Origin of the sequence: Phenylobacterium sp. (assembly GCF_030693625.1) — a bacterium.
GTDB lineage: Bacteria > Pseudomonadota > Alphaproteobacteria > Caulobacterales > Caulobacteraceae > Phenylobacterium > Phenylobacterium ferrooxidans.
Genome location: NZ_JAUYAF010000035.1, coordinates 23,073 through 47,307 on the forward strand (window position 1 = coordinate 23,073; position 24,235 = coordinate 47,307).

At 64.8% G+C, this 24,235-nt stretch carries 26 protein-coding genes and 1 pseudogene; 16 read left to right on the forward strand and 11 right to left on the reverse strand.

Going from position 1 to position 24,235, the window contains the following annotated elements; genetic code table 11:
• Nucleotides 1-79 precede the first annotated feature (79 nt).
• Both Q8N10_RS07600 and Q8N10_RS07605 read right to left on the reverse strand, forming a co-directional pair.
• On the reverse strand, nucleotides 80-1,273 hold the full coding sequence (locus tag Q8N10_RS07600) for a type II toxin-antitoxin system HipA family toxin (protein WP_304782517.1): 1,194 nt from the start codon (nucleotides 1,271-1,273) through the stop codon (nucleotides 80-82).
• A 74-nt stretch (nucleotides 1,274-1,347) separates the two neighbouring features.
• A complete protein-coding gene (locus Q8N10_RS07605) occupies nucleotides 1,348-1,689 on the reverse strand; it encodes a helix-turn-helix transcriptional regulator (RefSeq protein ID WP_304782514.1) in 342 nt (113 codons plus the stop codon).
• A 625-nt stretch (nucleotides 1,690-2,314) separates the two neighbouring features.
• On the opposite strand from Q8N10_RS07605, the gene Q8N10_RS07610 reads away from it, so the two are divergent.
• Entirely contained in the window at nucleotides 2,315-2,695 is a 381-nt protein-coding gene (locus Q8N10_RS07610; RefSeq protein WP_304782511.1) for a response regulator, read from the forward strand.
• A 126-nt stretch (nucleotides 2,696-2,821) separates the two neighbouring features.
• Here the strand turns inward: Q8N10_RS07610 and Q8N10_RS07615 are convergent.
• The 4 genes and pseudogenes from Q8N10_RS07615 to Q8N10_RS07630 all read right to left on the reverse strand — a co-directional run.
• Nucleotides 2,822-3,010, reverse strand: a pseudogene (locus tag Q8N10_RS07615) (integrase core domain-containing protein); the annotation flags it as partial.
• Nucleotides 3,011-3,095: 85 nt separating this feature from the next.
• Nucleotides 3,096-4,814, reverse strand: a complete 1,719-nt coding sequence (locus tag Q8N10_RS07620; RefSeq protein WP_304782507.1) for an asparagine synthase C-terminal domain-containing protein — start codon at nucleotides 4,812-4,814, stop codon at nucleotides 3,096-3,098.
• A 64-nt stretch (nucleotides 4,815-4,878) separates the two neighbouring features.
• The gene (locus Q8N10_RS07625; RefSeq protein WP_304782504.1) at nucleotides 4,879-5,529 is read right to left on the reverse strand and encodes a lasso peptide biosynthesis B2 protein; all 651 of its coding nucleotides are present in this window, start codon (nucleotides 5,527-5,529) and stop codon (nucleotides 4,879-4,881) included.
• Between the two features lie 235 nt (nucleotides 5,530-5,764).
• Nucleotides 5,765-6,382, reverse strand: coding sequence for a GntR family transcriptional regulator (locus Q8N10_RS07630; RefSeq protein WP_304782501.1), 618 nt, complete (start codon nucleotides 6,380-6,382; stop codon nucleotides 5,765-5,767).
• A gap of 398 nt (nucleotides 6,383-6,780) precedes the next feature.
• On the opposite strand from Q8N10_RS07630, the gene Q8N10_RS07635 reads away from it, so the two are divergent.
• From Q8N10_RS07635 to Q8N10_RS07650, 4 genes are all read left to right on the forward strand, one after another.
• On the forward strand, nucleotides 6,781-7,281 hold the full coding sequence (locus tag Q8N10_RS07635) for a helix-turn-helix domain-containing protein (protein WP_304782498.1): 501 nt from the start codon (nucleotides 6,781-6,783) through the stop codon (nucleotides 7,279-7,281).
• Nucleotides 7,278-7,529: a helix-turn-helix transcriptional regulator gene (locus Q8N10_RS07640; RefSeq protein ID WP_304782496.1), complete on the forward strand. Its 252-nt coding sequence runs from the start codon at nucleotides 7,278-7,280 to the stop codon at nucleotides 7,527-7,529. Before Q8N10_RS07635 ends, Q8N10_RS07640 begins: the two co-directional genes overlap by 4 nt.
• 296 nt (nucleotides 7,530-7,825) lie before the next feature.
• Entirely contained in the window at nucleotides 7,826-8,155 is a 330-nt protein-coding gene (locus Q8N10_RS07645) for a helix-turn-helix transcriptional regulator (protein ID WP_304782493.1), read from the forward strand.
• A gap of 2 nt (nucleotides 8,156-8,157) precedes the next feature.
• Nucleotides 8,158-9,396, forward strand: coding sequence for a type II toxin-antitoxin system HipA family toxin (locus Q8N10_RS07650; protein ID WP_304782490.1), 1,239 nt, complete (start codon nucleotides 8,158-8,160; stop codon nucleotides 9,394-9,396).
• A 113-nt stretch (nucleotides 9,397-9,509) separates the two neighbouring features.
• Here the strand turns inward: Q8N10_RS07650 and Q8N10_RS07655 are convergent, their stop codons facing one another.
• From Q8N10_RS07655 to Q8N10_RS07665, 3 genes are all read right to left on the reverse strand, one after another.
• The gene (locus Q8N10_RS07655) at nucleotides 9,510-10,100 is read right to left on the reverse strand and encodes a mobile mystery protein B (protein WP_304782488.1); all 591 of its coding nucleotides are present in this window, start codon (nucleotides 10,098-10,100) and stop codon (nucleotides 9,510-9,512) included.
• A complete protein-coding gene (locus Q8N10_RS07660; protein ID WP_304782485.1) occupies nucleotides 10,097-10,570 on the reverse strand; it encodes a mobile mystery protein A in 474 nt (157 codons plus the stop codon). The genes Q8N10_RS07655 and Q8N10_RS07660 overlap by 4 nt, the downstream gene beginning before the upstream one ends.
• 235 nt (nucleotides 10,571-10,805) lie before the next feature.
• Nucleotides 10,806-11,027, reverse strand: coding sequence for a hypothetical protein (locus Q8N10_RS07665; protein ID WP_304782482.1), 222 nt, complete (start codon nucleotides 11,025-11,027; stop codon nucleotides 10,806-10,808).
• A gap of 683 nt (nucleotides 11,028-11,710) precedes the next feature.
• On the opposite strand from Q8N10_RS07665, the gene Q8N10_RS07670 reads away from it, so the two are divergent.
• The 11 genes from Q8N10_RS07670 (at nucleotide 11,711) to Q8N10_RS07720 (ending at nucleotide 22,624) form a co-directional block, all read left to right on the forward strand.
• Entirely contained in the window at nucleotides 11,711-12,307 is a 597-nt protein-coding gene (locus tag Q8N10_RS07670) for a lytic transglycosylase domain-containing protein (protein ID WP_304782479.1), read from the forward strand.
• Nucleotides 12,304-12,612, forward strand: a complete 309-nt coding sequence (locus tag Q8N10_RS07675; RefSeq protein ID WP_304782474.1) for a TrbC/VirB2 family protein — start codon at nucleotides 12,304-12,306, stop codon at nucleotides 12,610-12,612. The genes Q8N10_RS07670 and Q8N10_RS07675 overlap by 4 nt, the downstream gene beginning before the upstream one ends.
• A 4-nt stretch (nucleotides 12,613-12,616) precedes the next feature.
• Complete coding sequence (locus Q8N10_RS07680; RefSeq protein WP_304782472.1) at nucleotides 12,617-12,949, forward strand: type IV secretion system protein VirB3; 333 nt, start codon at nucleotides 12,617-12,619, stop codon at nucleotides 12,947-12,949.
• The gene (locus Q8N10_RS07685; protein WP_304782469.1) at nucleotides 12,942-15,335 is read left to right on the forward strand and encodes a VirB4 family type IV secretion/conjugal transfer ATPase; all 2,394 of its coding nucleotides are present in this window, start codon (nucleotides 12,942-12,944) and stop codon (nucleotides 15,333-15,335) included. The genes Q8N10_RS07680 and Q8N10_RS07685 overlap by 8 nt, the downstream gene beginning before the upstream one ends.
• Nucleotides 15,332-16,012 carry a type IV secretion system protein gene (locus Q8N10_RS07690; RefSeq protein WP_304782466.1) on the forward strand — a complete coding sequence of 227 codons (681 nt, stop codon included), beginning with the start codon at nucleotides 15,332-15,334 and terminating at the stop codon, nucleotides 16,010-16,012. Before Q8N10_RS07685 ends, Q8N10_RS07690 begins: the two co-directional genes overlap by 4 nt.
• A 57-nt stretch (nucleotides 16,013-16,069) precedes the next feature.
• Nucleotides 16,070-17,002 (forward strand): type IV secretion system protein, encoded by a 933-nt coding sequence (locus Q8N10_RS07695; RefSeq protein WP_304782463.1) that lies wholly within the window; start codon nucleotides 16,070-16,072, stop codon nucleotides 17,000-17,002.
• A gap of 217 nt (nucleotides 17,003-17,219) precedes the next feature.
• Nucleotides 17,220-17,900, forward strand: a complete 681-nt coding sequence (locus Q8N10_RS07700) for a virB8 family protein (RefSeq protein WP_304782460.1) — start codon at nucleotides 17,220-17,222, stop codon at nucleotides 17,898-17,900.
• On the forward strand, nucleotides 17,897-18,727 hold the full coding sequence (locus Q8N10_RS07705; protein WP_304782457.1) for a TrbG/VirB9 family P-type conjugative transfer protein: 831 nt from the start codon (nucleotides 17,897-17,899) through the stop codon (nucleotides 18,725-18,727). The genes Q8N10_RS07700 and Q8N10_RS07705 overlap by 4 nt, the downstream gene beginning before the upstream one ends.
• Nucleotides 18,728-18,867: 140 nt before the next feature.
• On the forward strand, nucleotides 18,868-19,773 hold the full coding sequence (gene virB10, locus Q8N10_RS07710; RefSeq protein WP_304782607.1) for a type IV secretion system protein VirB10: 906 nt from the start codon (nucleotides 18,868-18,870) through the stop codon (nucleotides 19,771-19,773).
• Nucleotides 19,774-20,775 (forward strand): P-type DNA transfer ATPase VirB11, encoded by a 1,002-nt coding sequence (gene virB11 / locus Q8N10_RS07715; protein WP_304782454.1) that lies wholly within the window; start codon nucleotides 19,774-19,776, stop codon nucleotides 20,773-20,775. It begins immediately after the preceding gene.
• A 43-nt stretch (nucleotides 20,776-20,818) separates the two neighbouring features.
• A complete protein-coding gene (locus Q8N10_RS07720; protein WP_304782451.1) occupies nucleotides 20,819-22,624 on the forward strand; it encodes a type IV secretory system conjugative DNA transfer family protein in 1,806 nt (601 codons plus the stop codon).
• Nucleotides 22,625-22,630: 6 nt separating this feature from the next.
• Here Q8N10_RS07720 and Q8N10_RS07725 read toward each other — a convergent pair whose 3' ends face one another.
• Nucleotides 22,631-23,497 (reverse strand): relaxase/mobilization nuclease domain-containing protein, encoded by an 867-nt coding sequence (locus Q8N10_RS07725; RefSeq protein ID WP_304782448.1) that lies wholly within the window; start codon nucleotides 23,495-23,497, stop codon nucleotides 22,631-22,633.
• A 152-nt stretch (nucleotides 23,498-23,649) separates the two neighbouring features.
• Entirely contained in the window at nucleotides 23,650-23,970 is a 321-nt protein-coding gene (locus Q8N10_RS07730; RefSeq protein WP_305663887.1) for a hypothetical protein, read from the reverse strand.
• Between the last annotated feature and the right edge of the window lie 265 nt (nucleotides 23,971-24,235).

Sequence of the window (24,235 nt, forward strand, 5' to 3'; positions counted from 1 at the left end):
TTGGCGATGTGAGTTTGCCTGGAATGTCGCCAGCTTTAAGGCTCTGGGGTTGATCTAGCTGCGGCGGCCTTGATCACGGTCAGGGCGGCGGCGGTTCGGGCCGAAATCCCGGATAAACGAAGGCTCCCGATATCAGCTCGCAGTCGGGCGCGTTCACGCCGGCGCTGCGGGCGACATCGTACCACGTGCTCGCCACCCGCTGCTCCATGTCCGCGATGATGGCGGCAGCCTCGTCGGGCTTGAGCAGAAAGCGTGGGCTTTGTGAGATCAGGTTTTCCGCCGTGGCGATACGGCCAGCGTCTCCGATCACCAGCGCCAGATCACGGCGTTCCAGGCTGATCGGGGTCGATGGCGTCAGGTCGTAGGCCGGCGACAGCCGCCAATCCCTGGCCTTGGCGATCATCGCGTGATTGCGCGGGTGATCGTCGGCGTTGGAGATCAGCGCATTGAAGGCCATCCGGCGGAAAAGCTCGCGCGCATCCCTGGCGGGCTCGGCGCTGACCCGGCGCAGTTCCTCGGCCAGCAGCACATAGGACCATCGATCCCGCGCCCGATGGCTGTCCTCCGTCCGCAGGAGGGTCAGGGCGCTGATCATCCGGGCGCGGGTGTAGCCTGCCGCCACGCGGTCGCGGTCAAAGCGACGGACCATCAGAACGTCTCGCCGTCCCGCCAGCACGACCTTGCTGTCGGCGGCTTCCAGGCCGCAGGACCGGGCAAGCGTGAGCATGGCGTGTTCGACCCGGGCGCTGTTCCAGCGGTCATCCTGGCGATTGAACTTGGCGATCCATAGAGCGCCCTCGCCCTCGACGACGGCCTTGGGCCTGGCCCCGCCCATGGAGGTGCCGACCAGAAGCAGATCCTGAATCTGCTGGTTGGCGGCGTCGGGCGCCAGCTCTTCGTCGGCGATCAGGGCGTCGGCGATCCGCTGCAGCTTCTCCAGTGCGACGGTCTGGTTGAAGTCGCGGCGCGGCGCCGGGGGCTCCGCATTGAGGCCGAAACCCAGGGCGCCGGCGCGGTCGTCGGCGGAGTGCAGCAGGTAGTCGATTTCTGCGAGTTGCGGCTTGCCGGCATGTTTGTCGATGACGCGGCGGCCCCAATAGTCAGGGCTGGCGTCGCGCAGGGCGCCGAACACGCCGCCGAGCGCGGCGGTCTCGTAGGTGCGGGGTGCGAGCTTCAGCTCGACCGGATCGATTTCAACCGCTTCAGGATGCGCCAGGTAGCGTCGGCCATAGACGAAGCGTCCGACGGACGTGCCGGTCCTGTCGGTCTCCATGACAAAGCGACCGGCGGTGATCGGCTCAACTGCCCCTGGAAGGGTGATATGGACAAAGGCCTCTGGCATCGGCCTTAGAAGTCGTTGTCTAAGGCTTCACCGCGCCGCGCGCGGATCCGGGCCTTGGAGCGTGCAAGAACCTGTCCTTCCTGGTCGCGAGCTGGGTCGGCCAGGCTGTGCATGTCGGCCAGAAGGTCGAAGGCCCAAAGCAGGGCGGCATAGATCGCGACACTGGTTGTTGGCTTGCCACGTTCGGCGTCCGACACGGCGCGGCGACCCGCTCCAATCTTCTGAGCGACCTCCTCTACGGTCAGGTTTCGACGCAGGCGCGCTGTCCGCAGGTTCGCCCCGAGTTCTGTCAGGGCAAGCGCCACGGGATAGGGCGGCGCGAGGAGCAGCATGTTGCGGGCAGGCATGGGCGTTCAAGAGCCAGTTAGGAGACTTGTTGTGCGTCGAAACGCAAACCACAATTCCGCAGAGCTTGCAAGGCGCACGCTCTTGAACGTGCTTAACGCCGCCTATCGGGCTTTCAAGAGCGCATTACGAGTGATGGCCATAGGAGCGGGCCTTTTTTGGAGCGGGTCGCGGATGTCGGCGAGGGGAGCCCGCGCGGCCGGCGTTGTGATTGGCCCGGTCAGCTGGACTCCTAGGTCAGCGCGGGCATGGACGGGCACGTGGCCAAGCCGATAGATGCGGCAGTACTCTATGCGGCCATGGAAGCCGCGCTTGAACCGGCGGCAGGGCTAGAAGAGGCGACGTGAGTCGGCCGTAGCCGTGGCAGGCTCTGCAACCGCCGGTGAATAGGGGAGGCCCTTGCCGAAAGCGGTATCGGGATGTCCGCCTTGGGCGGATTGTGCAGGTACGTGGCCCTCGAGTGAAAACTTGTAGGACAGCGCCGCCTGATCGATCCGATCGATCACCCATCATGGCCGACTTTCCTTCCCGCAAAGGAAGTGAATCAGCGCCGCATCACGGCTTCAACCCGCCTTTTTCAACACAATCGGTGGATTGCCGCCCTTAGGCGTCGGTCCGGAGGCGCCGTTGCCGGCGCTGCGCATCCTTATGGCCGAGGACTCGCCCGATAACTGCACGATCGCGCTCGCCTATCTTGAGGACACGCCCTACATCGTCGACGTGGCTGAGACCGGCGTGCTGGCGTGCCAGATGTTCAAGGCCGGGCGCTACGACCTGGTGCTGATGGACCGCCAGATGCCGGCCATGGACGGCCTGACCGCCACGCGGACCATTCGAGCGTGGGAACAGGCGAACGATCGGCCGCCCACACCCATTATCGCCCTGACGGCGTCAGCGTTGAAGGGGGATCGAGAAACCTGCCTGGCGGCCGGATGCACGGCCTATTTGACCGAGATGTTGGCGTTTGCGGTGCCCGGGATTGTCTGGACAGGAATCTCCGCTGGCTAAGTGGGATCTCTGCCGGTTGTGTTTCGCCGGGGTTGGTGCGTCCCGCAGGGAGGGCCTAGCTCGACTGGAGTGACGCTCCAACCCCGGCGGCGAAAGGCTCATGCCGCCAGGGCCCTGGGGCTGGCGGTCGAAATTGGCCTGGTCCGGGGTGCGGGCGCCCAGGCTCGAATGTGGGCGCTTGCGGTTGTAGAACTCCAGATAGCGGCCGCTCGAGGCGCGGGCCTCGGCGACGCTGTCATAGGCCTTCAGATAGACTTCCTCATACTTGACCGATCGCCAGAGCCGCTCGACGAATACGGTGTCGCGGCCGGCGCCCATGATCAGTGGAATGCGCATTGAACACCTCCAGACTAGCGCTGACGATGGGCCGTTGACGCTTGTGGTTGTGTAAAAAAGTTGGTTAGCCTCGGGTGGCCAGATCGCTGCAAGCCGCCTCCCAGCGTCCAACCCAGGCCTCAAGGACAGCTGCAAATAGGATGGAGACGTAGTCCGCGCCCCAAGCCAACTGCTCAGGTGTAAGCACCGCCTCGAGCCTGTCGCGGTCAATAATCCTCTGCCCCGCCAACCGCCCGTCGAGCAGGAAGCCGCGTAGAAAAGGCAGGCTCGCGCTCACCCACCGACCGTAGTGGCTGGTCATATCTCCCTTAGACCTGCGGTGCAGCAAGGCGTCCGGCAGTCGCGAGGCGAAGGCTCCACGCGCAAGAGCACGGTCACGTTTAAGCCCGGTCAGTACGTCGATTGGAATGTTTAGGCAGAACTCCACCAGCGGCTGAGAGAGCAGCGGGTGAATGAGATCAGCCTCCCGCGACCTTCGGCAGTCGCCAGTCACCAACTGAGCTTGCGCCAGCCGCTCGATCTGCTGGCGCTTGCCAGGAGGCGTTTGGTCCTGCGCGCAAAGCCAAGGATGGACCTCCACCTGGGCGCGCCGCGCGCCATCGGTCATGAAGCTTGGCCCATTGCCCTCTTTGGCGGGCGCCCGCCGCGAACCTCCGGCCAGCGCTTGGCCCAAGACAGTCCACGCTGAGCTGCCGGTCCAGTCGGCGAGATCGCGCACGCTGCCTAGCCGCAAACTTCCCAGGCCCTCGCGGCGCAGATGGTCGGTGAGCGCCAGGGCCGTGAGCCTCTGGCCAAAGACCGCGTCTCCACCCTGGCCCGTGAAAATCGCGCTTGCGCCCGCGAGGCGGCGCCGCTCGGCCACGTCGGCGTCTCGAAGGTAATCAAGTCCGATCAGCGAAGGCCGTAGGGCGCCGGCGTTTATCGCAAGGCCCTGCGCATCAATAGGCAGGAACGGCTTGGCCACGCTTGTGATCGAGAAGCCATGCAAGGCGCCTAGCGCGTTCGCGTAGACCCGTTCGTCGCTCTCGGCGCCGTGGGAATAGTAGTTCAGCCACTGCCTGACCTCCACGTCGGTCCGCCTGGCGAGCGCCGCGGCGACAATCGCCGAATCCAGGCCACCCGACACCTCGGCGAGCACAGGGCCACGGCCGCTCGCCAAGGCGCCCACGACTTGGTCGGTAAGCCTCACCAGGCGCCCCTGGAGGATCGCAGGAGGTTCGTGATCGCCGGTGACAAAGGCGTCGGGCCGCCAGATGGTTGTGCGCACAAACTGGCTGCCCGCCTGCTGCAGCAACTCGCCAGGCGCGACGGCCGTGATCCCCCGCAGCGCGAGAGGTCCGCTCAGGCTGGTCGGCACAGCCAGGTAACCGGCGATGCGATCCCAATCGAGGGTCATCGGCGGGGCGAGCAGGTCGACCAGGTCAGCTGGGAGGCTAGAGGCGATCACCGTTAGTCCAGAGCGCGTCCAGGTGAACGCCTCCAACCCGCCCGACGGATCTCGTAAAATCGCTGGCCTGTCACCATCAGCCAGGATCGCCACATAGCGGCCCCAGATTCCCGCGCAAAGCGCACGGACCTGGGCTTCGAGAGAAGGACTGGCCAGCAGCTTGGGGAGGTCGAGCTCAGTGTCACCACCGCGGGTCCAAGCCTCGCCCACCAAGAGGCCGCGGCCATCGGGGAGCACTCGTGTGACCGGCGCCCTTTGGGTTCTAACCAGGACCGCTGCGCTCGACGTCTTCGTCGCCCAGGTCCAGCGGCCCGACGACGCCTCAGTCAGCGCCATCACAAGGATTGTGGCAGGCTCTGTGCTGAGATCTCCCCAAAGAGCGACATAGTCTGACATGCGACTAGGCGGTCATCAGCGGCTGATAGGCCGCCAAACCCGTCAAAGGATCGTCCAACACCGTGCTGCCAATCTGAAGCCAGCAATGGGCCTCAAACGGATAGGTGCGCACGCCAAAAACCCAAGCCGCGTCACACCCCGCCTGGCGCAGTTGGGTTAGAAGCAGAAAGGCGCGGTGTAGGCAGAGACCGCGACCCACGGCCCAGGGCCAGCGTCGCTGAAAGCTGCTCACGACCGCGATGGCCCGCTTGCAAGGTATGGCGCTGGGATCAGGCGCGCCCGAAGGCCGGCGACCCGCCCAACTGACCAGCTCGGAAAATGGCAGCCCGTAGCGACGTGCAGGCGCCGTCGCCCAAGTCATCATCAATCCGCTGAGGATATCGCCGCCCGACACCGGGCGTTCCTGCCGTTCTAGGGCTCGGTCTGCCGGCGGCGCCATCTGGCGGGCGAATATGACGTCGCCGGTCAACCCGGCCTGTCCAAGGGCCTCGCCGAGGGCAGGCTGCAGAATTTCGATCTGGGAGCCCCCATTACAGAGGCGCCCCGCCTCGGCCGCCCCCGCGAGGCAGACATAGGCGTCACGCGCCACATCGAGGAAGACAAGGTCGGCGCCGACCCTTGCCGCATGGATCGAAGCCGCCAATGGCGTCATCATGTTGAGGTCTCTTCAATTTTGCGCGGGAAGTTGGCGCCGGCTGTCGCCGGCGCCGGGCCTTCAGCCGAAGTAGAGCAGGCCTTCGTCTTCGACCTTGTTCCCCTCGATCTCGCCTTGCGTGAGACGCTTGGCGCTGCCGAGCCGAATGAGCTTGAAGATGGACATGGGAATGTCTCCTGTGGGCCGCCGGAATGACGGTCTCTCAAGCTGAGTGGCTCGAGCAGACATCTACAACCTATATCTGCACAATACTGTCACGCGATCCCAGGTCGCGCAGAACGCGCGCGATGAGTTCGGCGCCGTCGCGCCGTCTACGATGAAATCCAGCCACCGCGCGAGCCTGCTCACCGGGGTCGGTAGCTCTCGTAAGATTTTCTATGAGCCCGCGCGCTTCAGCCTCGACATCCCCAAACACCACCGCTTCGGCGCGCCGCGCCCATGTCAGGCGCTGGGCCAGACTGCGACGCCAGGCGAGTAAGACGTGGTTTCCGCAAGCTCGGACCAGGGCGTCGAAGGCGGCTTCGGTCAGCGCCAGAACATCGCCATCCTGGTCTTGCGCACTGACCACGGCGACACCGCGCGCCGGCTCGTTCACCAGCAGTCGCAAACCCGACAACAGGGCGCACAGATGAGCCTCGTAGAGGTCAGCCAAGTCTACAGCGTCGGCTGGCCAGAGACGGTAGCCGCCGCCCTGTCGCACCTCGATCAAACCCTCTCCCGCCAGTCTGGCTAAGGCTTCCCGGATCGGCGTGGGGCTGAGCTTCAGCTCAGCGGCGATGTCCTGAATGATGAGGGGCTGACCAGGCCAGACCGCCCCCGTCGCAAGCTGCTGGCGAAGATAGCCGATGGCCAAACCAAAAGGATCTCGACGCAAACTCAAAGCCGTCCCGCCACCAACCTTAGCGCCTCCCAAGCGATGAGACGGAAGGTTAGGCGGGGAGAACAGCCGACCGCTCATATATCTGGGAAATAGGTGCACTGCACCGCCAAGCCCTTGCGGGCCGTGTCTCAACCGACCGATCTTCCGCACATCCAGGTTGTAGACGCTTTGAGATAACGCCGCTCTCCGCGGACCCGGCGCGCGCCACCTCGCCCCCAACTCCTCCGCAACAATCTTGCGGAGTTCACTGACCCGCCTTGCAGGCGTAGCGGTTTGACCTTGCCGATGTGCAACGCCCCAGCGATCAGCGGCCTGGAACAACCGCAACTCGGCTTCAGAGAAAAAACACTCTAGGATTGTTCTGTCGCAGTATGATGCTTCTTTCGCCCAAGACCCTCTCGGCCGCCCTCAAGAGCGTTCGACGCCACCGCAGGCTCACCGTCCAGCAGGTGGCCGATCGGATGGGGCTCGCCAAGCGGACGTACGAGTATTTTGAATCTGATAAGGGCGGCTTGCGTCTTGATCACCTCGACGCCTTCGCCGAGGCCACCGACAGCGACGCGCGCGCCATTCTCGTCGCGGCCCTGAGCGGCGCGCCCGACTTTGCCTCCGCCTGCGCCGACACAAAGGCGATGGCGATCCTGTTCTCCACCGTGGCCCGGGTCGAACCCTACTTCACGAGCGCATTGGCGCATCTCACCACGCGCGACCTGGCCGGCGTTTTCAGTGCAGCCTTCGCCGACTTGATCGGCACCGGCCAGGAACGGCGGGACCAAACCGCGCCGACCACAGTCACGCCACAGACCCAATGTCCCGACGACCCACCTCCATCGCCCCCGCAACCCCCAGATCCAGATCGGAGCCGATCATGACCCCCTCTGGCCCGCCGCCACCCTACCTGCCGCAAACCTGGCCACGGGTGAGCACCCGCCAACTTCAGTGCCTGTTTTGGGTTCAGGAGGGCAAAAGCGCCAATGACATCGGCGCCATCCTAGGCATCTCAGGCCGCACCGTAGAGGGGCATCTGCAGCAGGCTTGCGAGTTGCTTGGCGTCCGGACGCGCTTCCAAGCCGTACTGCGCGCCCGGGATCTGGGTCTCCTGGCGCCTGAACATGGCTAGTGAGATGCGCCCATTGGCGCAGCTCGCTCTTCACGAGCCCCCGCCCTGGGCTGGCACACGACTATGGCCTCTCCTGCAGGCGCGACAACTGGCGCCCGGTCCCTGAAATCAACCAGCGGCGCGCTTGAGCGCTGCAAGCAAGCCCGTTCGCAGGAACCTCATTGCACCATAAACAGTGCCTTATCTGTCTTTAAGCGCTTTTTTTAGTGCGCATCTACGTTAGTCGGCTTGTAGGAAGCGGGATTGCACCATAAATGTTGCATTATCCTCATTAAGGCTCCTGTTTTGGTGCAATCATGAAGTCTTCCAAGGCCCAATCTGCTCTGCCATTGCCAGTTCGCCGCGCCCTGGCGAACCTCGGCCGTGATATCTCCACAGCGCGCCGCCGTCGCAGCATGACCATAGCCACCCTGGCCGAACGCGCCTTTGTCGGCCGCAACACCATCACCCGCGTTGAGAGAGGCGACCCAGGCGTGGGCCTCGGCATCTACGCGACGGTTCTGTTTGTCCTGGGCCTGGCTGATCGGCTCGGCGCCTTGGCCGATCCCGCTACCGACCAAGTCGGCCTGACATTGGCGGCGGAGCAATTGCCACAACGGGTTCGCACCGCGGCGAAGGTCCGCTGACGATGGACCGCGAGATCGACGTTCACATCGACTGGGCAGGCGCCACCCGACCCGTGGGCCGCCTCTGGGCGCGCGCCAGAGGCGCGCGTCAGACCTGCTCGTTCGCTTACGACCCTGCCTGGCTGGCCCTTGGTGGCGCCTTTCCGCTCGACCCAAACCTCCCCCTGGTGCGCGGTGACGCCCATTGGGACGGCGGGCTGTTCAACGCTCTCAGCGACCCAGCGCCCGACCGCTGGGGCCGAAATCTAATGGGCCGTCGTGAGCGTGCCGCAGCTGCCGCCGAAGGCCGGGCGCCCCGCACTCTTCTAGAGGCCGACTTCCTCATGTTGGTGGAGGACCAGACGCGCCTCGGCGCCCTACGCTTCCGTGATAAGGACGCCCAAGCTTTCCAGGCGGCAGGCACCTCTCCCGTGCCACCGCTTATCGCACTGCCCAAACTGCTCGGAGCAACGCGCCGGATCCTCGACGATAAGGAGACCGATGACGATCTGCGCTTGCTGTTGGCCCCCGGCAGCTCGCTGGGCGGCGCCCGGCCCAAGGCTTCTGTGCTTGGAACCGACGGCCAACTGCTGATGGCCAAGTTCCCCAGTCAGACTGACGACTGGCCCATCCCGACCTGGGAGTCGGTGGCCCTGACCCTGGCCAGACAGGCTGGCGTCCTTGTTCCCACCTTCCAGCTGCGTCAGGTGGCCAAGCGGCCGGTGCTCATGATGGCCCGCTTTGACCGTGCGCCGGACGGCCGCCGGCCGTTCTGCTCGGCGCTCACAGCGCTCGGCGCCGCCGACGGCGAAACACGTAGCTATATGGAACTTGTCGATTTCCTTCGGCAGGACGGTGAGGACGCCCCAGGCGACGCCGCTCAGCTTTGGCGGCGGATGGTGTTCAACATTCTTATCTCCAACACCGACGATCACCTGCGAAACCACGGCTTCTTACGCGAGAAGGGCGGATGGCGGCTATCGCCTGCCTACGATCTGAACCCCATGCCCACGGACGTAAAACCCAGGGTGCACGCCCTGGCTCTCAATGAGACCGATCAGGACGCCTCACTCGACACAGCTTTCAGCGTCGCCAGCCACTTCAGGCTTAGCAAGGCAGAGGCGAGCACGATCGCAAAGAGCGTCGGCCAGGTGGTGGCGAGGTGGCGCGATACGGCGGCCCAGCATAACCTTACCGTCAACCAGATCGAGCGGATGGCCAGCGCCTTCGAACACGACGATCTGGAGGCCGCCACAGTCTGACTTGGCCAAGAGCGGCGCCTCGGTTCGTCATCGCCGCCCGCACACTAAATCCCTACACGTTCATCGGTCTGACGCCTCCTTCGATCAGCAATGATGGCAGGTTGGCCGAGCCCCTATGACCTGGCAAAATCTAGCAGAGGGCCGATGTCATGGTTGTCGGCTGCGCGAACGGCTGCGATGTAGCGTTTTCGCAACTGATCGGCAGCGATCAGGCCGCCGCCGCCCCAGCTGAATCTGTCGCCGCCGAGTTGAACCGATAACAGGTCGGCCGCGAGACGGGCGTGTCGACCGTTGCCGTTCGGAAATGGATGGATCCAGGTAAGTTGTGCGTGAAAGCGAAGGGCTATCTCATCACGTGGGAAGGTCTCGTGCTCGATCCAATAGCCAACGTCATCGAGTAGCCGTCGCAGCTCGACGGCGATCATGTAGGCCGGCACTCCGATGTTGCGCTCCGTGACCCTGAAGGCGCCGGCCCACTTCCAAACGGCGTGAAACATCGTCCTGTGGAGTTGGAGGAGGAAGCGTTCGTCGAGCGCATCACGTTTGCGGCTGAAAGCCCAGCGGTCCGCCTCAGCGATGCCGAGTTGCTCAATCTCGTTCAGTTCGTCCCGATTGGTGATGTAGCTTGGGATGAGGTCATGTCGCTCCTCTGGATCGAGGGGCGTTGAAGCGTCGTCCTCCGCATCGATCAGCGGGTCGATCATAGATCCGCCCAGAGGCGCCGATCACTACGCAATAGTTCGCCCGCCAGCGCTTCGCGCGCGCGTTCCATGCGCTGCTTGCTCACCCCTTGATTCTCAAGGTGCATCGTGTGGCTGGTGCGCTCGAGCTGCAGCTGAGCGACATATCGCGCGCGGTCTTTCACAACGTCCTCAAGGGGTTTTCGAGGAACGATCGCATAGACGAAGTCGCAATCGAGCGCCTCGGCCGCCTGGCGCAAGCTTTTGAGGGTCACCACTTCATTGGCTTCGGCGCGCTCAAGCGCAGCGACGCGTGGCTGCGAGACGCCTAATCGCGATGCGAATTGACCCGTCGTCATTCCGATAGCTTCTCGAATGGCGCGAATCCAACCGCGGTCAGGCCGAATAGGGGGCTTTATGTCCCGCATTGGCTTGAGCTGGACGTCTATCGCCCAGCGCGCGAGCGGGTTCGAACTACGCCTCGCAGAACTCATAGATTATACCTTTCGGGATATTTTATAATCTATGAGTTCCAATAATGCAATTCAAATTGAATCTGTAAGTTATAGCCCTAGTCCGCAATTGGCTTGAAATGACGCTTTACACACCGTCGCAGAGCGCGAGCACCTAATCAAAATGAAGGCTGCAAAGGGCCTACTCGAAGAGCAGACGGGACGCTCCGCCCGATGGCATCGGCTGGGCTCTTGGCCTTGGGTCATTTGGGCACTGTTAAAGCTCAGCGGACCCGGCTTCGGTGAGCATTACGAACCCATTGGGGCCATTTTTGAACAAGCCGCGCTCCATTCCAGCCTTCAGCCCAATGAGGATACCAGAGGTTCTGAGGCCTTGCTGGCTGTTGAGCAGCATTCCCTCTCCGGGCTGCAATTTGCGAGCCTTGAAGATATCAAGGACCATTCGCAATCCTTCGTCGGCGGTGGGCAGCTCAGCCATTTACTCCTCCATGCTAAGAGCAAGCATACAGGAGCCGATCCCGGCGAGCGAGCAATAGCCTCGTCAAGCCGGCCCCATTTCAACTGAGACACCACCCGGTGGGCAGCTTCGACCTCGGCGCAGAACCGAGATCAGGCCAGCCGCAAATTTCGCTCCATTGAGTAAGGCAACGATCGGGGCATCGAGGTAGTGAAGCGCAGAGGGCAAGCGGTGCGAGGTCCGCCTCCCCGCCTCGAGGTGACATCAGCCATCGCTGAAGGTTTCTCACAAACCATCGCCCAGTCCGTCATCATCCGCAGCGCTACTAGAACAGGTCCCGCGCCGATAGGCCGCCCCCACCTTTCGCCAATAGTGCGCGATCACCATCTCGACCGCGTCACGTGGAACAGTTGGTTGGCTCCATAGGCGAATCCCGATCACCCGGAACGGTCCAGACACCTGCCGTTAGGGCAATCTCACCTATCGCGCTCGACCTCGCCCGAACGTGCGGCGGTGTGACTGCGCGTGAAACGCCGGACATCAACGATTCATCCGCCACACGCCCGCATCAGTGAGTCCGAAGCGAGGGAGCACCGTAAGTCTACCCGGCCTAGGCGCGTAGGCTTACGCCTGTCGTCGCGCGGCCACACCACCAAGAATGTCGAGACCCGCCGCCCTTGAGCGGCCCAAGGCCGACAGACGCCATGATCTTGCCTCTACCCATCTACCTAAGTCTCGCAGCCACCTGCGCGCCCCATGTGGCGCCCGACGTGCTCCAGGCGATCATCCAGGTTGAAAGCGGCTTTGACACCCTAGCGATCGGGGTCAACGGAAAACCTCGCCTTGAGGTGCGCGCAAGGAGCCCCCAGGACGCCGCCATCCAAGCTCGCGCCCTGATCAAGCAAGGGCGAAGCGTCGATATGGGATTGGGCCAGATCAACAGCGCCAACCTCGATAGGCTCGGCCTCTCTGTCGAGCAGGTCTTCGAGCCCTGCCTCAACTTGACGGCCGCAGGCCGCATCCTGGCCGATGGCTATGCCTGGGCGCGCCCGCGCCAGTCCGATGACCAGGCAGGGCTACGAGCGGCACTTTCTATCTACAACACGGGCAGCCCGACACGGGGCCTGCACAATGGCTACGTGGCGAAGGTGCTACGCGCCGCGCAGCAGCCCGTCGATGCGCAACAAGCACCTCGTCAAGAGCCCGCCAGCTGGGACGTCTTTGGCCGCGGCCAGCCCCCCGGCGTCTTCCTCATCACCCTTTCAGCGCCCCAGCCGGCAGTAGCGGCAGAGACACCATGAAAAAGCACCCTCGGCTCACCGGCCGACTTCTGATCCTCAGCCTGGCGGCGTTCGCCCTGGCCACACCGGCCTTAGCCCAGAGCTCGTCGGTCGGAGGCAACATTGGGGCCTTCATCGAAAACATAATTGAGCTGCTCAACTCCAGCGTCATCCGGGGATTGGCCATCATCGCCATCATAATCACCGGCATCGCATGGATGTTCGGGCACCTCGACATGCGCCGCGCCGGCACGGTCGTCATCGGCATCATTGTAATCTTCAGCGCCACGGCGATCGTCGATCTCATCGTGGGCGGCGGAGGCTAGGCGCATGCAAGAACGCCTTACCGAAGACACGCTATTCCTGGCCTGCACTCGGCCCGCCACCGTAGCCGGCGCGCCAATGGAGGCGATGGGTATCAACCTCATCGTCTCGGCCACCCTCTTCCTAGCCGCCGGCAGCCTCCTCTATCTCCTGGTCGCTCCCGCGCTGCACATGGTCTTCCGCGAGATCTGTCGCCACGATCCGAACGCCTTCCGGGTCCTCTGGTTGTACCTGGTCACCAAGGGTCGCTGCCGCACCCGAAAGGCTTGGGGCGGGAGCTCCAGCACACCCCTGCCCCTTCGCCGCCGTTACGTCGAACTGGAACTAAGCCGTGGCTGAGCATGTCGGGGCTGTGAGCCGCCTCGCCCGGCTAGAGCAGGATCCTCGCCCCAACCTGCCCTATGCGCGGCACGTGACAGAGCAGGTCGTGGCCCTCGATAGTCAGGCTCTGATGCTCTGCTTCCAGCTGGACGGCGTCAGCTTTGAAACAGCCGACGTCTCAGACTTGAACGACTGGCATCGCAGGCTGAACAACGCTTGGCGCAACATCGCGAGTGAACAACTCGCCATCTGGCATCACCTGGTCCGCCGCGAACATCATGGCTACCCCACTGGCGCCTTCCGATCGGCTTTCGCCGCACGGCTCGACGCCCGCTACCAGGCTCGGCTGGGCGCGCAGCGGATGTTCGTCAACGACCTCTTCCTGACCCTTGTCCTGCATCCCGCCCGCCACGCGGCCGATCGGCTGGGCGCCTGGGCTGCACGCCGCGACCGTCCCACCGCGTCGCTGGGCTGGGAAGACCACCAGGTGCGACTGCTGGAGGACGCTGGGCGTGACCTTGCGCAGCATCTCGGCCGCTACGGCCTGCGTCCCTTAGGCCTCTACCAGCACGGCGGTCTCTGGTTCTCCGAGCCCCTGGAAATGCTGAAGCTGGTGCTGACTGGCGAACCCGAGCGTGTCCCTCTCGTCCGCGGCCATCTTGGTTGCGCGCTGTGCGATGTACGCCTCATCTTTGGCCGTGAAGCCTTCGAGATCCGGGGCGCGGCGCAAGCCCGCTACGGCGCAATGTTTGGGCTCAAGGAGTACCCCGCGACGACGCAACCGGGCCTCTGGAACGGTCTGCTCTCGACCCCCTTCCCCCTCGTCGTCAGCCAGTCCTTCAGCTTCCTCTCCAAGCCCGCGGCCCGAGCCGTGATGGAGCGTAAGCAAAATCAGATGGTCTCAGCACGCGACCGGGCCGTCTCTCAGATCGCCGCGCTGAACGAGGGGCTTGATGACCTGATCTCCAACCGGTTTGTCATGGGCGACCACCAAGCCTCAGTCCTCGTCTATGGTGAGACGCCAAGCGATCTGGCCAACCATCTCTCCAAGGCCCGCGCCATCCTGGCGGAGTCAGGACTGGTGACCGCCCGCGAAGACCTGGCGCTCGAGGCTGCCTTCTGGGCCCAGTTCCCCGGCAACTTCGCCCACCGCGTGCGGCCCGCGGCAATCACGTCACGCAATTTCGCAGCCCTCGCCCCCTTCCACACCCATCCCGCCGGCAAGGCTGAAGGCAACCACTGGGGTTCGGCGGTCGCCCTGCTGCGCACATCGGCCGGATCGCCCTTTCACTTCAACTTCCACGTCGCTGACCTTGGCCACACCTTCATCTGCGGCCCCTCAGGTTCAGGCAAGACGGTCGTGCAGAACTTCATGCTGGCCCAGATGGAGAAGTTCGCGGCCCAGCAGGTCTTCATCGACAAAGACCGTGGCGCCGAGATCTTCGTCCGCGCCTGCGGCGGGACCTACCTGACGCTTCGCAACGGCCAACCAACGGGGTTCGCACCCCTAAAGGTCCTAGGCGCCAGCGCCGCGGACCGCGTCTTCCTGGGCCAGCTCATAAGACGGCTCGTCCAAGCGTCCGACCGGAGTCTTTCGCCTCAGGATGAGCGCGCCATCGATGAAGCCATTGCGGCCTTGTCAGCGCTGCCGCCTGCGCAACGTTCCGTCTCAGCCCTGCGTGTCTTGCTGGGTCAGCGCGACGCTGCGGGCATAGGGGCCCGCCTGGACAAATGGCGTCAGGGCGGCTCGCACGGTTGGGTGCTGGATAATGAGGTCGACGTCTTGGCCTTCGCACCCCGGTTCGTCGGGTTCGACATCACCCAGGTGCTCGACAATGACGAAGTTCGCACCCCGGTGATGATGTACCTGTTTCATCGCCTGCTCAGCCTGGTGGACGGACGCCGGCTGGTGATCGACATCGACGAGTTCTGGAAAGCGCTCGGCGACGAGGCTTTCCGGGGCCTGGCGCAGGACGGCCTAAAGACCTTCCGCAAGCAAAACGCGATGATGGTGTTTGGCACTCAGTCGCCGGCCGACGTGCTGAACTCTCCCATCGCCCACACGATCCTGGAGCAGTGCGCCACCAAGATCTTTCTGCCCAACCCACACGCAAACCCGCAGCACTATGTGGACGGCTTTGGCCTGAGCCATCGCGAGTTCGAGCTGGTCCGCGAAGGCCTGACGCCGGAATCCCGGCGTTTCCTCATCAAGCAAGGCCTCAACGCCGTGGTGGCCGAACTGGCCCTGGACGGCCTGGACGACGATCTAGCGATCCTCTCAGGTCGCACTGAAACCAGCGACCTGCTCGACCAGGTCCGCGCCGTCCATGGCGATGATCCGACCGACTGGATGGCCCCCTTCCAAGCTCAGCGTAGGCGGCTCACATTAGACCTCTGCTTTTGACGGCCATCCTCATCGGCCTGGCTCCCGCCGCCCAGGCCCAGACCATCGTCCATGACCCCACCAGCTACGCAAAGCTGCTGGAGCAGGCCCGAACCTCGCTAGAGCAGCTGCAAAGGCTGCAGACCCAGGTCGAACAGGGTCAGACCTTGCTCAAGAGCCTCAACGAGGCCTCGAACCTTGGCAGCTTGGCCGCGGCCCTAGAAAGCCCCGTCCTGCAAAACGCCCTCCCGGATGCTGCCGCCTTTGTCGGCGCAACACCCTCCGATGTGGCCGCGCTCGGCGGGTTGGGCCAGCGCGCCCAGGCGTTGCGGGACGCGGCGCGCATCTACGCACCTGCTAAGCCCAATCCGGTTGACCGCGATCTGGAGGCCAGCGGCCTACGAAGCGCGCGCGACTTGGCGCTTGGCGAGGCGGTCAGCCAAGCTGGCCTCCAGCGCCAGCTTGGCCTGCAAGCTCTGCGGGACGCCATTGACGCCGCGCCCACCGCCCGCGCTGTCCTGGATCTCCAGGCTCGGCTGGCTGCTGAGCAGGCGATGGTCGCCAACGACCAGATGCGCCTGCAGGGGCTGGCCATCACCCAGGCGGCGCAGGCCCATCAGCAGGCCCAGCGCCAACGCGAGCAGGCCGCGGCCGCGCGCGCGGCGCGCATGGACTATTACCGCCGGGGATTTGAGTGATGGGCGCGGCAAAGAGCTGCAGAAAACCCAAGCCCTGCGACCATGGAAGCCTCAGCCATGGATGATCGCCTCCAGATCTTCCAGCAGACCTATCAATTCGTCGACGCCAAGCTGGACACGTTCCTAGACGATCGCGCCGGGGCGATGATCGCAGAGATCTCGGGGCCACTGCGTGCTGCCCTTGTGCTCTATGTGCTGCTCTATGGGTTTGCGATCCTGCGTGGCGCGATCAGTGAGCCGGTGCTCGACTTCGCGGTGCGCAGCATCAAGCTCAGCCTGATCTTCCTGCTGGCGAGTACGCCTGCCTATTCCAGCTTCGTCGGCGACGCTCTGCTCCACGGCCTGCCAGACAGCCTAGCGCGCGCCGTCAGCGGAGCCGCAGCGCCCGATGTCGGAGCCGCCTTCGACGCCTTTTTCTCGCGCGCGGCCTATCTGGCCGAAAAGATCGCCGAGGAGGCCAATTTTCAAAACCCGCTACCCTGGCTGCTGTCTGCCTGCGTCTTCGTGATCGGAGCCTTGGCTGCCGCCATGGGCTTCGGCGTGGTCATGATCGCCAAGGTGGCGCTCGCGATGCTTGTCGCGCTGGGGCCGATCTTCATCGCCTGCGCGCTGTTCGACGCCAGCCGCCGCTTCTTCTTCGGCTGGCTGGCCCAGGCGGTGAACTACGTCGTCCTCTTTGGCTTGATCATTGTGATCTTCCAGCTGGTCCTTTCATTGGTCGACCAGCAGTGGGGGCAGATCGACGGACAGGACCCCATCGCGGGCGGCCTGATCTTCATCGCCCTTTGCTGCCTTGGGATGATCTTCTTCCTGCAGACGCCCGCCATCGCCGCAGGCATCGCCGGCGGCGCCAGTGTCGGCCTCTCCGACTTTGCGAACGCGATCACACCCAAGGCGAGCGCGTCGCGCCGCAATGGGCCGCAAGAGGCTGAGCGCGCGCCGCCAAGTTCGGGCGCCGATCGCCGACCCGCCTCAGGAGCCACAGCATGATCGCGCGACACTGCCCCTGGTTGGCCTTGCTGGCGCTCTCGGCCTGCGCTCACCTGGTGACCAGCGAGAGGGCACCGATCTGCGACGGTCGCGAACGTCGACCCGCCAACCCCCATGGCTCGGTTCTGACGGCCAGCCCAACAGCAGGCGCCGGCACAGGCGTCACGGCCAGCGAGGACCCGACGGGCGGGCCTCCTGGCGGGTTTGCGAGCTGTCCATGACCGGCGCGCCGGGCCCCGACCTCCAGGTCTATTTCGGGGAAGCCCAAAGCTGGGACGCTGATCGGTTGCGTACCGCTGAGCGATCGCGCCGGCTGGCCTGGATCGCCGCAGGGGCGGCGGGGTTTGTCGCCGCCGCCGCGGTTGGCGCCGTTGCGGCGCTCACACCCCTTAAGACCGTCGTCCCCTACGTGGTGCGCGTCGACCGCAGCACCGGGGCGGTGGAGGTGATGACGGCGCTCACCTCCACACAGCCGGTCACCTATGACGAGGCGGTGACCAAGCATTTCCTGGCCCAATACGTGCGGGCTCGAGAGGGCTGGTTGCCTCCGGCGGCTGAGGCCAATTTTCGCCAAGTCTCGATCATGTCGAGCCCCGCTGAACAGCAGCGCTGGGCGCAGGACTTCCGGCCCAGCAATCCGCAAAGCCCCCAGATAAGGCTGGGCGCGGACGGCGAAGCCCAGGTGGAGGTGCGCGCCATCAGCTTCATCAGTCCGGGCGTGGCCAATGTGCGCTTCCACCAGTCGCTGCGGCGCGGGGCGCAAATGGAGTCGGCAGACGCCATCGCCACCCTGGCCTTCACCTATTCTCGAGCGCCGATGGCCGAGGCCGATCGCCTCCTCAATCCCCTCGGGTTCCAAGTCACCAGCTATCGTTCCGATCCGGAGGTGGTCCGATGATCGCCCGCGCCTTGTTCATCGCACTGGTCCTGACTGGCGGGGTCGCCCAAGCCGCACAGATTCCCAAGCCTGGGCCCGCTGATCCTCGGGTGCGATCTGTGGACTACGACCCCTGGCAGGTTGTCAGGGTCAATGGAGCTTTGCGGACCGCCACCCAGGTCCTGTTTGGGCCCGGCGAGGTGATCGCCAATGTGGCGGTCGGCGACAGCTCCGGTTGGGAGGTGGCCGCAGAGGGGGCGAGCCTATTCCTCAAGCCGCGAGCACCCAGCGCCCCGACCAATCTGATTGTCACGACCCGGCGCGGGGCGGAAACTCGTCACTACGCCTTCGCCCTCACCGTCGGCCCGGCCGCGAAAGCCACCGAGGTGTTCGTGGTGCGCTTTCGTTATCCGCAGGATGAGCGAGCCCTCTTGGCCGCAGCGCTGGCGGCGCAGTCCAAGCTCCTGGAGCGTCGGCTCATCGACCTGAAGCTCGATCACGCTGTCGTCGACGGCGCCCGAAACCTTGCCTACGAGGCGCAAGGCGCCAGCGACCTGCAACCTTCAGAAGTCTCCGACAACGGGCGCTTCACCCTTCTGCGCTTTCCCGCCAACCAACCCATGCCGTCGATCTATCAAGTCGACGCCAGAGGCGTCGAAAGCCTGGCCAGTTTCGACGTGCGCGGTGAGTTCGTGGTCCTCCACACGGTCGCGCCCCAATGGCGATTGCGCCGCGGCCGCGGCGTGCTGTGCCTCTACAACCAAGCCTACAATCCCTACGGCGTCTCGACAGGGACTGGCACCACCTCGGCCGATGTGACGCGCGTTGAAAAGGCGCCGACGCCGTGAGTGAGACCCCACTCCCGGCCGGCCCCGACGCACCGCCTCTGCAAAGGACCATTTCGCCGGTCTCCGGCAGACTTGCTCCGGCCCGCCTAGGCGCCTTGGTGGTGCTCGCGGGGGCAGTGCTGGGTTGCGGTGTGCTCATCATGGCCACTTGGCGACCTGGCTCCCAGAGCTCGAGCCCGCCGTCGGACCAAGCGGCGCGACAGGTCGTGGCGTTTGAGGCGGCGCCCACAAAGGGCCCCACCTTGAATACGCCAAGTCCGCAGGCGCCAAGTTTGAGCGATCAGCCCCAGACGACCGTCCCAGCCTTGCAGCCAAACCCTCAGCCGCCAAGCCACGCTCAGACACCAGCAGCCGCACCCCTGATCGCCTACAGCCAGGGCTCGCCCCCCGGGGCGGCACGCCCGAGCGGCGCAGAGCCCACGCCGCCTGCGCCCACAGAGCTCGACGCCCTTCGGCGAAGCTCAGCCATCAACCTCGCCCGCGCGACGCGCCTACCCAACCGTGACTTTCTGACCCTGGCGGGCTCCACCCTGCCCTGCATTCTGCAAACCGCCATGAGCAGCGCCACGCCAGGCTATGTCAGCTGCGTGATCCCCCGCGATGTGCTGTCAGAGACCGGGCGGGTCGTCCTTCTGGAGAAGGGGACCAAGGTCATGGGCGAGTATCGCGCCACCCTGCGTCAGGGCCAGAGGCGGATGTTTGTGCTTTGGACCCGCGCGGTGACACCGACCGGGATCTCCGTACCGCTCGCCTCACCCGCCGCCGACGCCCTTGGTCGCGCTGGCTTTGACGGCGTGATCGATACTCATTTTTGGGATCGTTTCGGCGCCGCCCTCCTCCTGAGTCTGGTCGATAGCGACGCTCGCGACGTAAGCCAAAATAGGTCGAGTCAAGCCGAGCGACTGCCCTCGGACGCGGCGGGCGTGGCTCTTGAAGCCGCCGTCGACATTCCACCAACCCTGACCAAGCCTCAGGGCGGTGAGGTCTCGATCTTTGTGGCCCAGGACCTCGACTTTTCCAGCGTCTACGAGTTGGCGGGCCGCTGAATGGTCCAGGACAGCACTGTCCTGCAGCACTATCTGCAGCCGCTGCAGGGTCTGCTCGATCCCCCAGACGTCACCGATCTGGTGATCAACCGTCCTGGCGAGATCGCCGTGGAGCAGGCGGGCCACTGGCGCTGGTTTGAAGCGCCTGACCTGACGCCGGCCTGGCTATCGACGCTGGCCATCGCAGCCGCGGCCTTCACCGCCCAGGACATCACGCCCCAGACGCCGATCTGCTCCACCGTCCTGCCACGCGGCGAACGCTGCCAAATCGTCCTGCCTCCTGCCGCCGAGCACCTATCGATGACGATCCGCCGCCCCGCCGCGGTAGATCTCAGTCTCGACGACTTGGCCGGCCGCGGCCTGTTTGAGGCCGTCCGACGCACCTCGTCTGAAGCTGAAGGGCAAGAGAGCGAGCTCTTGGCGCTGCACGGCGCCGGCGCCTGGCAGTCCTTTCTCCGACTGGCGGTCCAAGCCAAGCGCAACATCCTGATCTCGGGCGCGACGGGCTCGGGAAAGACCACCTTGGCCAAGGCCCTCGTGCGCCTCATTCCGGCTGAGGAGCGGTTGCTCACGATCGAAGACACGCGGGAATTGACGACACCGCAGCGCAACGTCGTCCACCTGCTCTACGCAAAGGACGGCCAGGGCATGGCCAAGGTCGACGCGACCGCGCTCTTGGAGTGCGCGCTTCGCATGCGACCCGACCGCATCCTTCTCCAAGAGCTACGAGACGCCTCGGCCTTCACCTACCTACGGTCGGCCAATTCAGGCCACCCCGGCTCCATCACCACCGTCCATGCCGACAGCGCCATGCTGGCCTTCGAACAGGTCGCGCTCCTGATCAAAGAGTCCGACGGCGGCCGAGACATGAGCCGAGACGAGATTGGCCACTTGCTGCGCTTGCTCGTCGACATCGTGGTCCAAGTCCGGCGTGTCGAGGGACGTTTTCGGGTCACTGAGGTTTGGTATGAGCCGGTTCGGCGACGCCCCATGGTGGCTTAAGTCCGCCTACCTCCTGGGTCTGGGAAGCCTGGCCGCTGGAGCCTTGCTGACGCTCACCGTGCTGGTCGCCTTGGCGGGGCTAGGTCGCCTCTCCGTGGATCTTCAACTGGCCGAAGCGCCAGCCTGGCTCTGGTATTTTCGGGCAGACCCTCAGGTGCGCCGCTGGGTCGCGATTGGTCTGATGAGCGGGGTCATGACAGGCCTGCTGACGGGAGTCGGCGTCGCCAAGAGCCGGCGCCCTCCCCTGCATGGCGCGGCGCGCTGGGCCTCGGAGGCGGACCTTCATCGAGGGGGACTGCGCGCAACTCAAGGGGTGCTCCTGGGCCGCAAGAACGGACGGCTTCTGGTTTCCGGGGGCGAAGAGCACGTCATGCTCTATGCCCCGACGCGAAGCGGCAAAGGGGTTAGCGTGGTGATCCCCAACCTGCTGAACTGGCCAGACTCCACCGTGGTGCTCGACGTCAAACGCGAGAATTGGCAGGCGACTGCGGGCTTTCGGGCTCAACACGGACAGCAGGTCTTCCTGTTTGATCCGCTGGCCCCCGACGGTCGCACAGCGCGCTACAATCCCTTGGGCCATATCGATCGCCACGATCCGATTGTGGTGATGGACGAGCTGCAGAAGCTTGCCGTCATGCTGTTTCCCACAACGCCCCGGGCCGACCCCTTCTGGTCTGAAGCCGCGCGCACAGGGTTTATTGGCGTCGGCGCCTTTGTCGCAGGTAGCGACATGCCCTTCAGCCTTGGCGCCATCTACGGCGAACTCACCAATGGAGATCCACGCACGCGCCTTCCTGCGGAAATCCAGGTCCGACAAGCGGCAGGAAACCCCGTAAGCGCCCTCTGCGCCCGGGCTCTAGCGGACTTTTGCTCGACGTCCGATGGCACCTTCGCCGGGATCAAGCAGACCCTGACATCCAGGATGAACCTCTTCCTCAATCCGCGGGTCTGCGCCGCCACCGAGACCAGCGATTTCAACCTCGCCGACCTGCGCGACCGGCGGATCTCGATCTATCTCGGGGTCTCTCCAGACAACCTTGCGCGGGTGGCGCCCCTCTATAGCCTCTTCTTCCAGCAGCTGATCGAGATCAGCTCGCGAACCATGCCGGCCGGCGACCGCCACCAGGTGAAGGTCTTGGTGGTGCTCGACGAGTTCGCGCGCCTAGGCCACGCCGAAGCCGTCGCCCGCGGCTTCTCCTATATCGCGGGATACGGCCTGCGCCTTCTCCCGGTCCTGCAAAGCCCCGCCCAGTTGCGCGGCGAGTACGGCGCTGACCTGGCCCAGGACATCATCAGCAACTGCGGCGTGGAGATCGCCTTTGGGCTCAAGGAGCTTCATGTGGCCCAAGAGCTCTCCGAACGCCTGGGCTACTACACGACCACCGGCCGCGCGCGCAGCAGACCCGCTCTCCTGTCGCGTGGCAACCGCAGCCTGACGGAGTCCGATCAGCGCCGGGCATTGATGCTGCCGCAGGAGCTGATGCAGATGCCAAGCGATCAGCTCCTGGTTCTGCGCGCATCGATGCCGCCCGTTCTTGGTCGGAAGATCACCTACTGGAAGGAACGCGCCTTTCGCCAGCGTGTCGCCCCACCCCCCTCCCTGCCAGAGGCGATCAGTCTCTCCCCGGCAAGCCATCCAGCGCCGCCGGGCGACGGCTCTGAGGCGCAAGCCTCCAGCCAGCCCGACCGCCTTCGCTTGCATCTCGCGCCAGGCGTGACCGACCCCGAAAAGATAGATCCTGCCACCGCGACGCCTGAGGAGCGGCGACGCTGGGTCAAGGCCCAACTGGATCGAGGCGCCCTCAAAGCGCCGGTCGGCAAGGGCAGGACCAAGGGGCGCGCGCAATAGCCGAAGTCACCGCAACATCGCCCGATGGTGTTTGGCCCGCTCCTTCAGCACTTCGGCCAGTTCGCGCAGCTGACGCGCGATTTCCAGGCGCCGCGTGTCGGGAGGCGGCATGGCGGCGACGAAAGTCCGCAGTCCCTCGGCCTGGCGTTGATCGCCAGGATCGTGCGACCGCGCCAGGACTTCAGCCTGCCGCAGATATAGCCCCCGCACGTTTGACTGGGTTTGGACAATCCTCAGCTCCCAGGGCCGCGTCGTGTCACCGGGATCGAAGGCGGCGTCGGCGGCCTCCACGTAGGCTGCCTCCAAGGTCCGCGGCATAGGCCCCTCCCCACGTTCATATTGCTCGCGCATCTTGCGGATTGCGATGGGCTCAGCCTTCCGCGTGACCCCACGAGAAACCCGTGATGTCGCCTCCGCCGCGACACCGCGGTCGCGCAGCGCCTCGGAAAAGCTCTCGCGCGTCTGCCTCAGGTCGGCTCTATCGGGGGTGTAGCGCTCGCCCTGCGCGCCCAATGCGCGGATCACGAGGTGAGCATGGGGATGGGAGGTGTCTGCGTGACGCACCCATGCGTACTCAAACCGCTCACGCCACAGCTGGATGGCGGTCTCCCTCACCGCGTCTTCCAAAGCCTTCGGGTCTGTTCCAGGCGGCATCGAAAACACCATCGTGCGCCCAATTGGACTGTTGGGACGCCGCAAGCTGTCGACAGCCGCAAGGCCTGCCCAGTCCTCGGTGAGCTCCTTGGTCGCCTCGCGCCCGCTCAGCCAATGGCCGTCCTGATCCTCCAGTTGAAGGGCGCCATGGCGGGTGATGTAGTCGAGGTGGCGAGCCAGCTGCGGGCGGCTATGCACAGCCCCGGTCACCATGAACATCACCTCCCGAGCACCGGCGACAACGCGACTTAGGCGCTCAGCCGGCATTGGAAATTCAAGGCTCGGACGCTGCAGGGTTTGCGGAGTTCTCCGCCCCCGGGCTGGCCTGGAGCGCCAGTCATCCTCAAAACCACGCGCTCGGCCAAGGTCACTCACGAGGCGCCATTCCAGTTGTCCAGATTGCCCTGGAAGGCCGCCCGAAGGCGCGCGAGCTGGAGGCGGATTTCGCCGGCTTGCTCACGGAGCTGACGCAGATGGTCGGGATTGGCGCCCGCGGTCTCCTGGATCGCGTTCAGCACATGATGGATGTGCACGCCGATACGCCTCAGTTCGACCTGCACCTCGATGAAGGCCAGTTCGTCGGGCCGGCTCAGCGTCTGCGCATGAAGAAGACGGCCGCGAATCAGGGCCTCGATCCATCGCGATGGGACCATGTCCATCGACTTGGCCTGCAGTTCCAGCGCGACAGCCAATTCGGCTCCGATCTTCACCGAGACCCGCTCTGGCCAGCCTTGAATGCGATGACTGGCCCGCTTGGAGGCGGAGCCAGACGACGAGGCCGACCTATTCATCAACGGCGCCCCCAGGTCGCCAATGGCAGGACGCCCTCGCCCACCCGTGACCCCACATGGCCGTCCCAACTCGGTCTCCACCGCGAGGGCAACCCATTGTCGGTCTCCATAGAAAGCTAGGCGGGCGAGTAGTTCAAACCTCGCCGGCCGCGCTGACAACACGCAA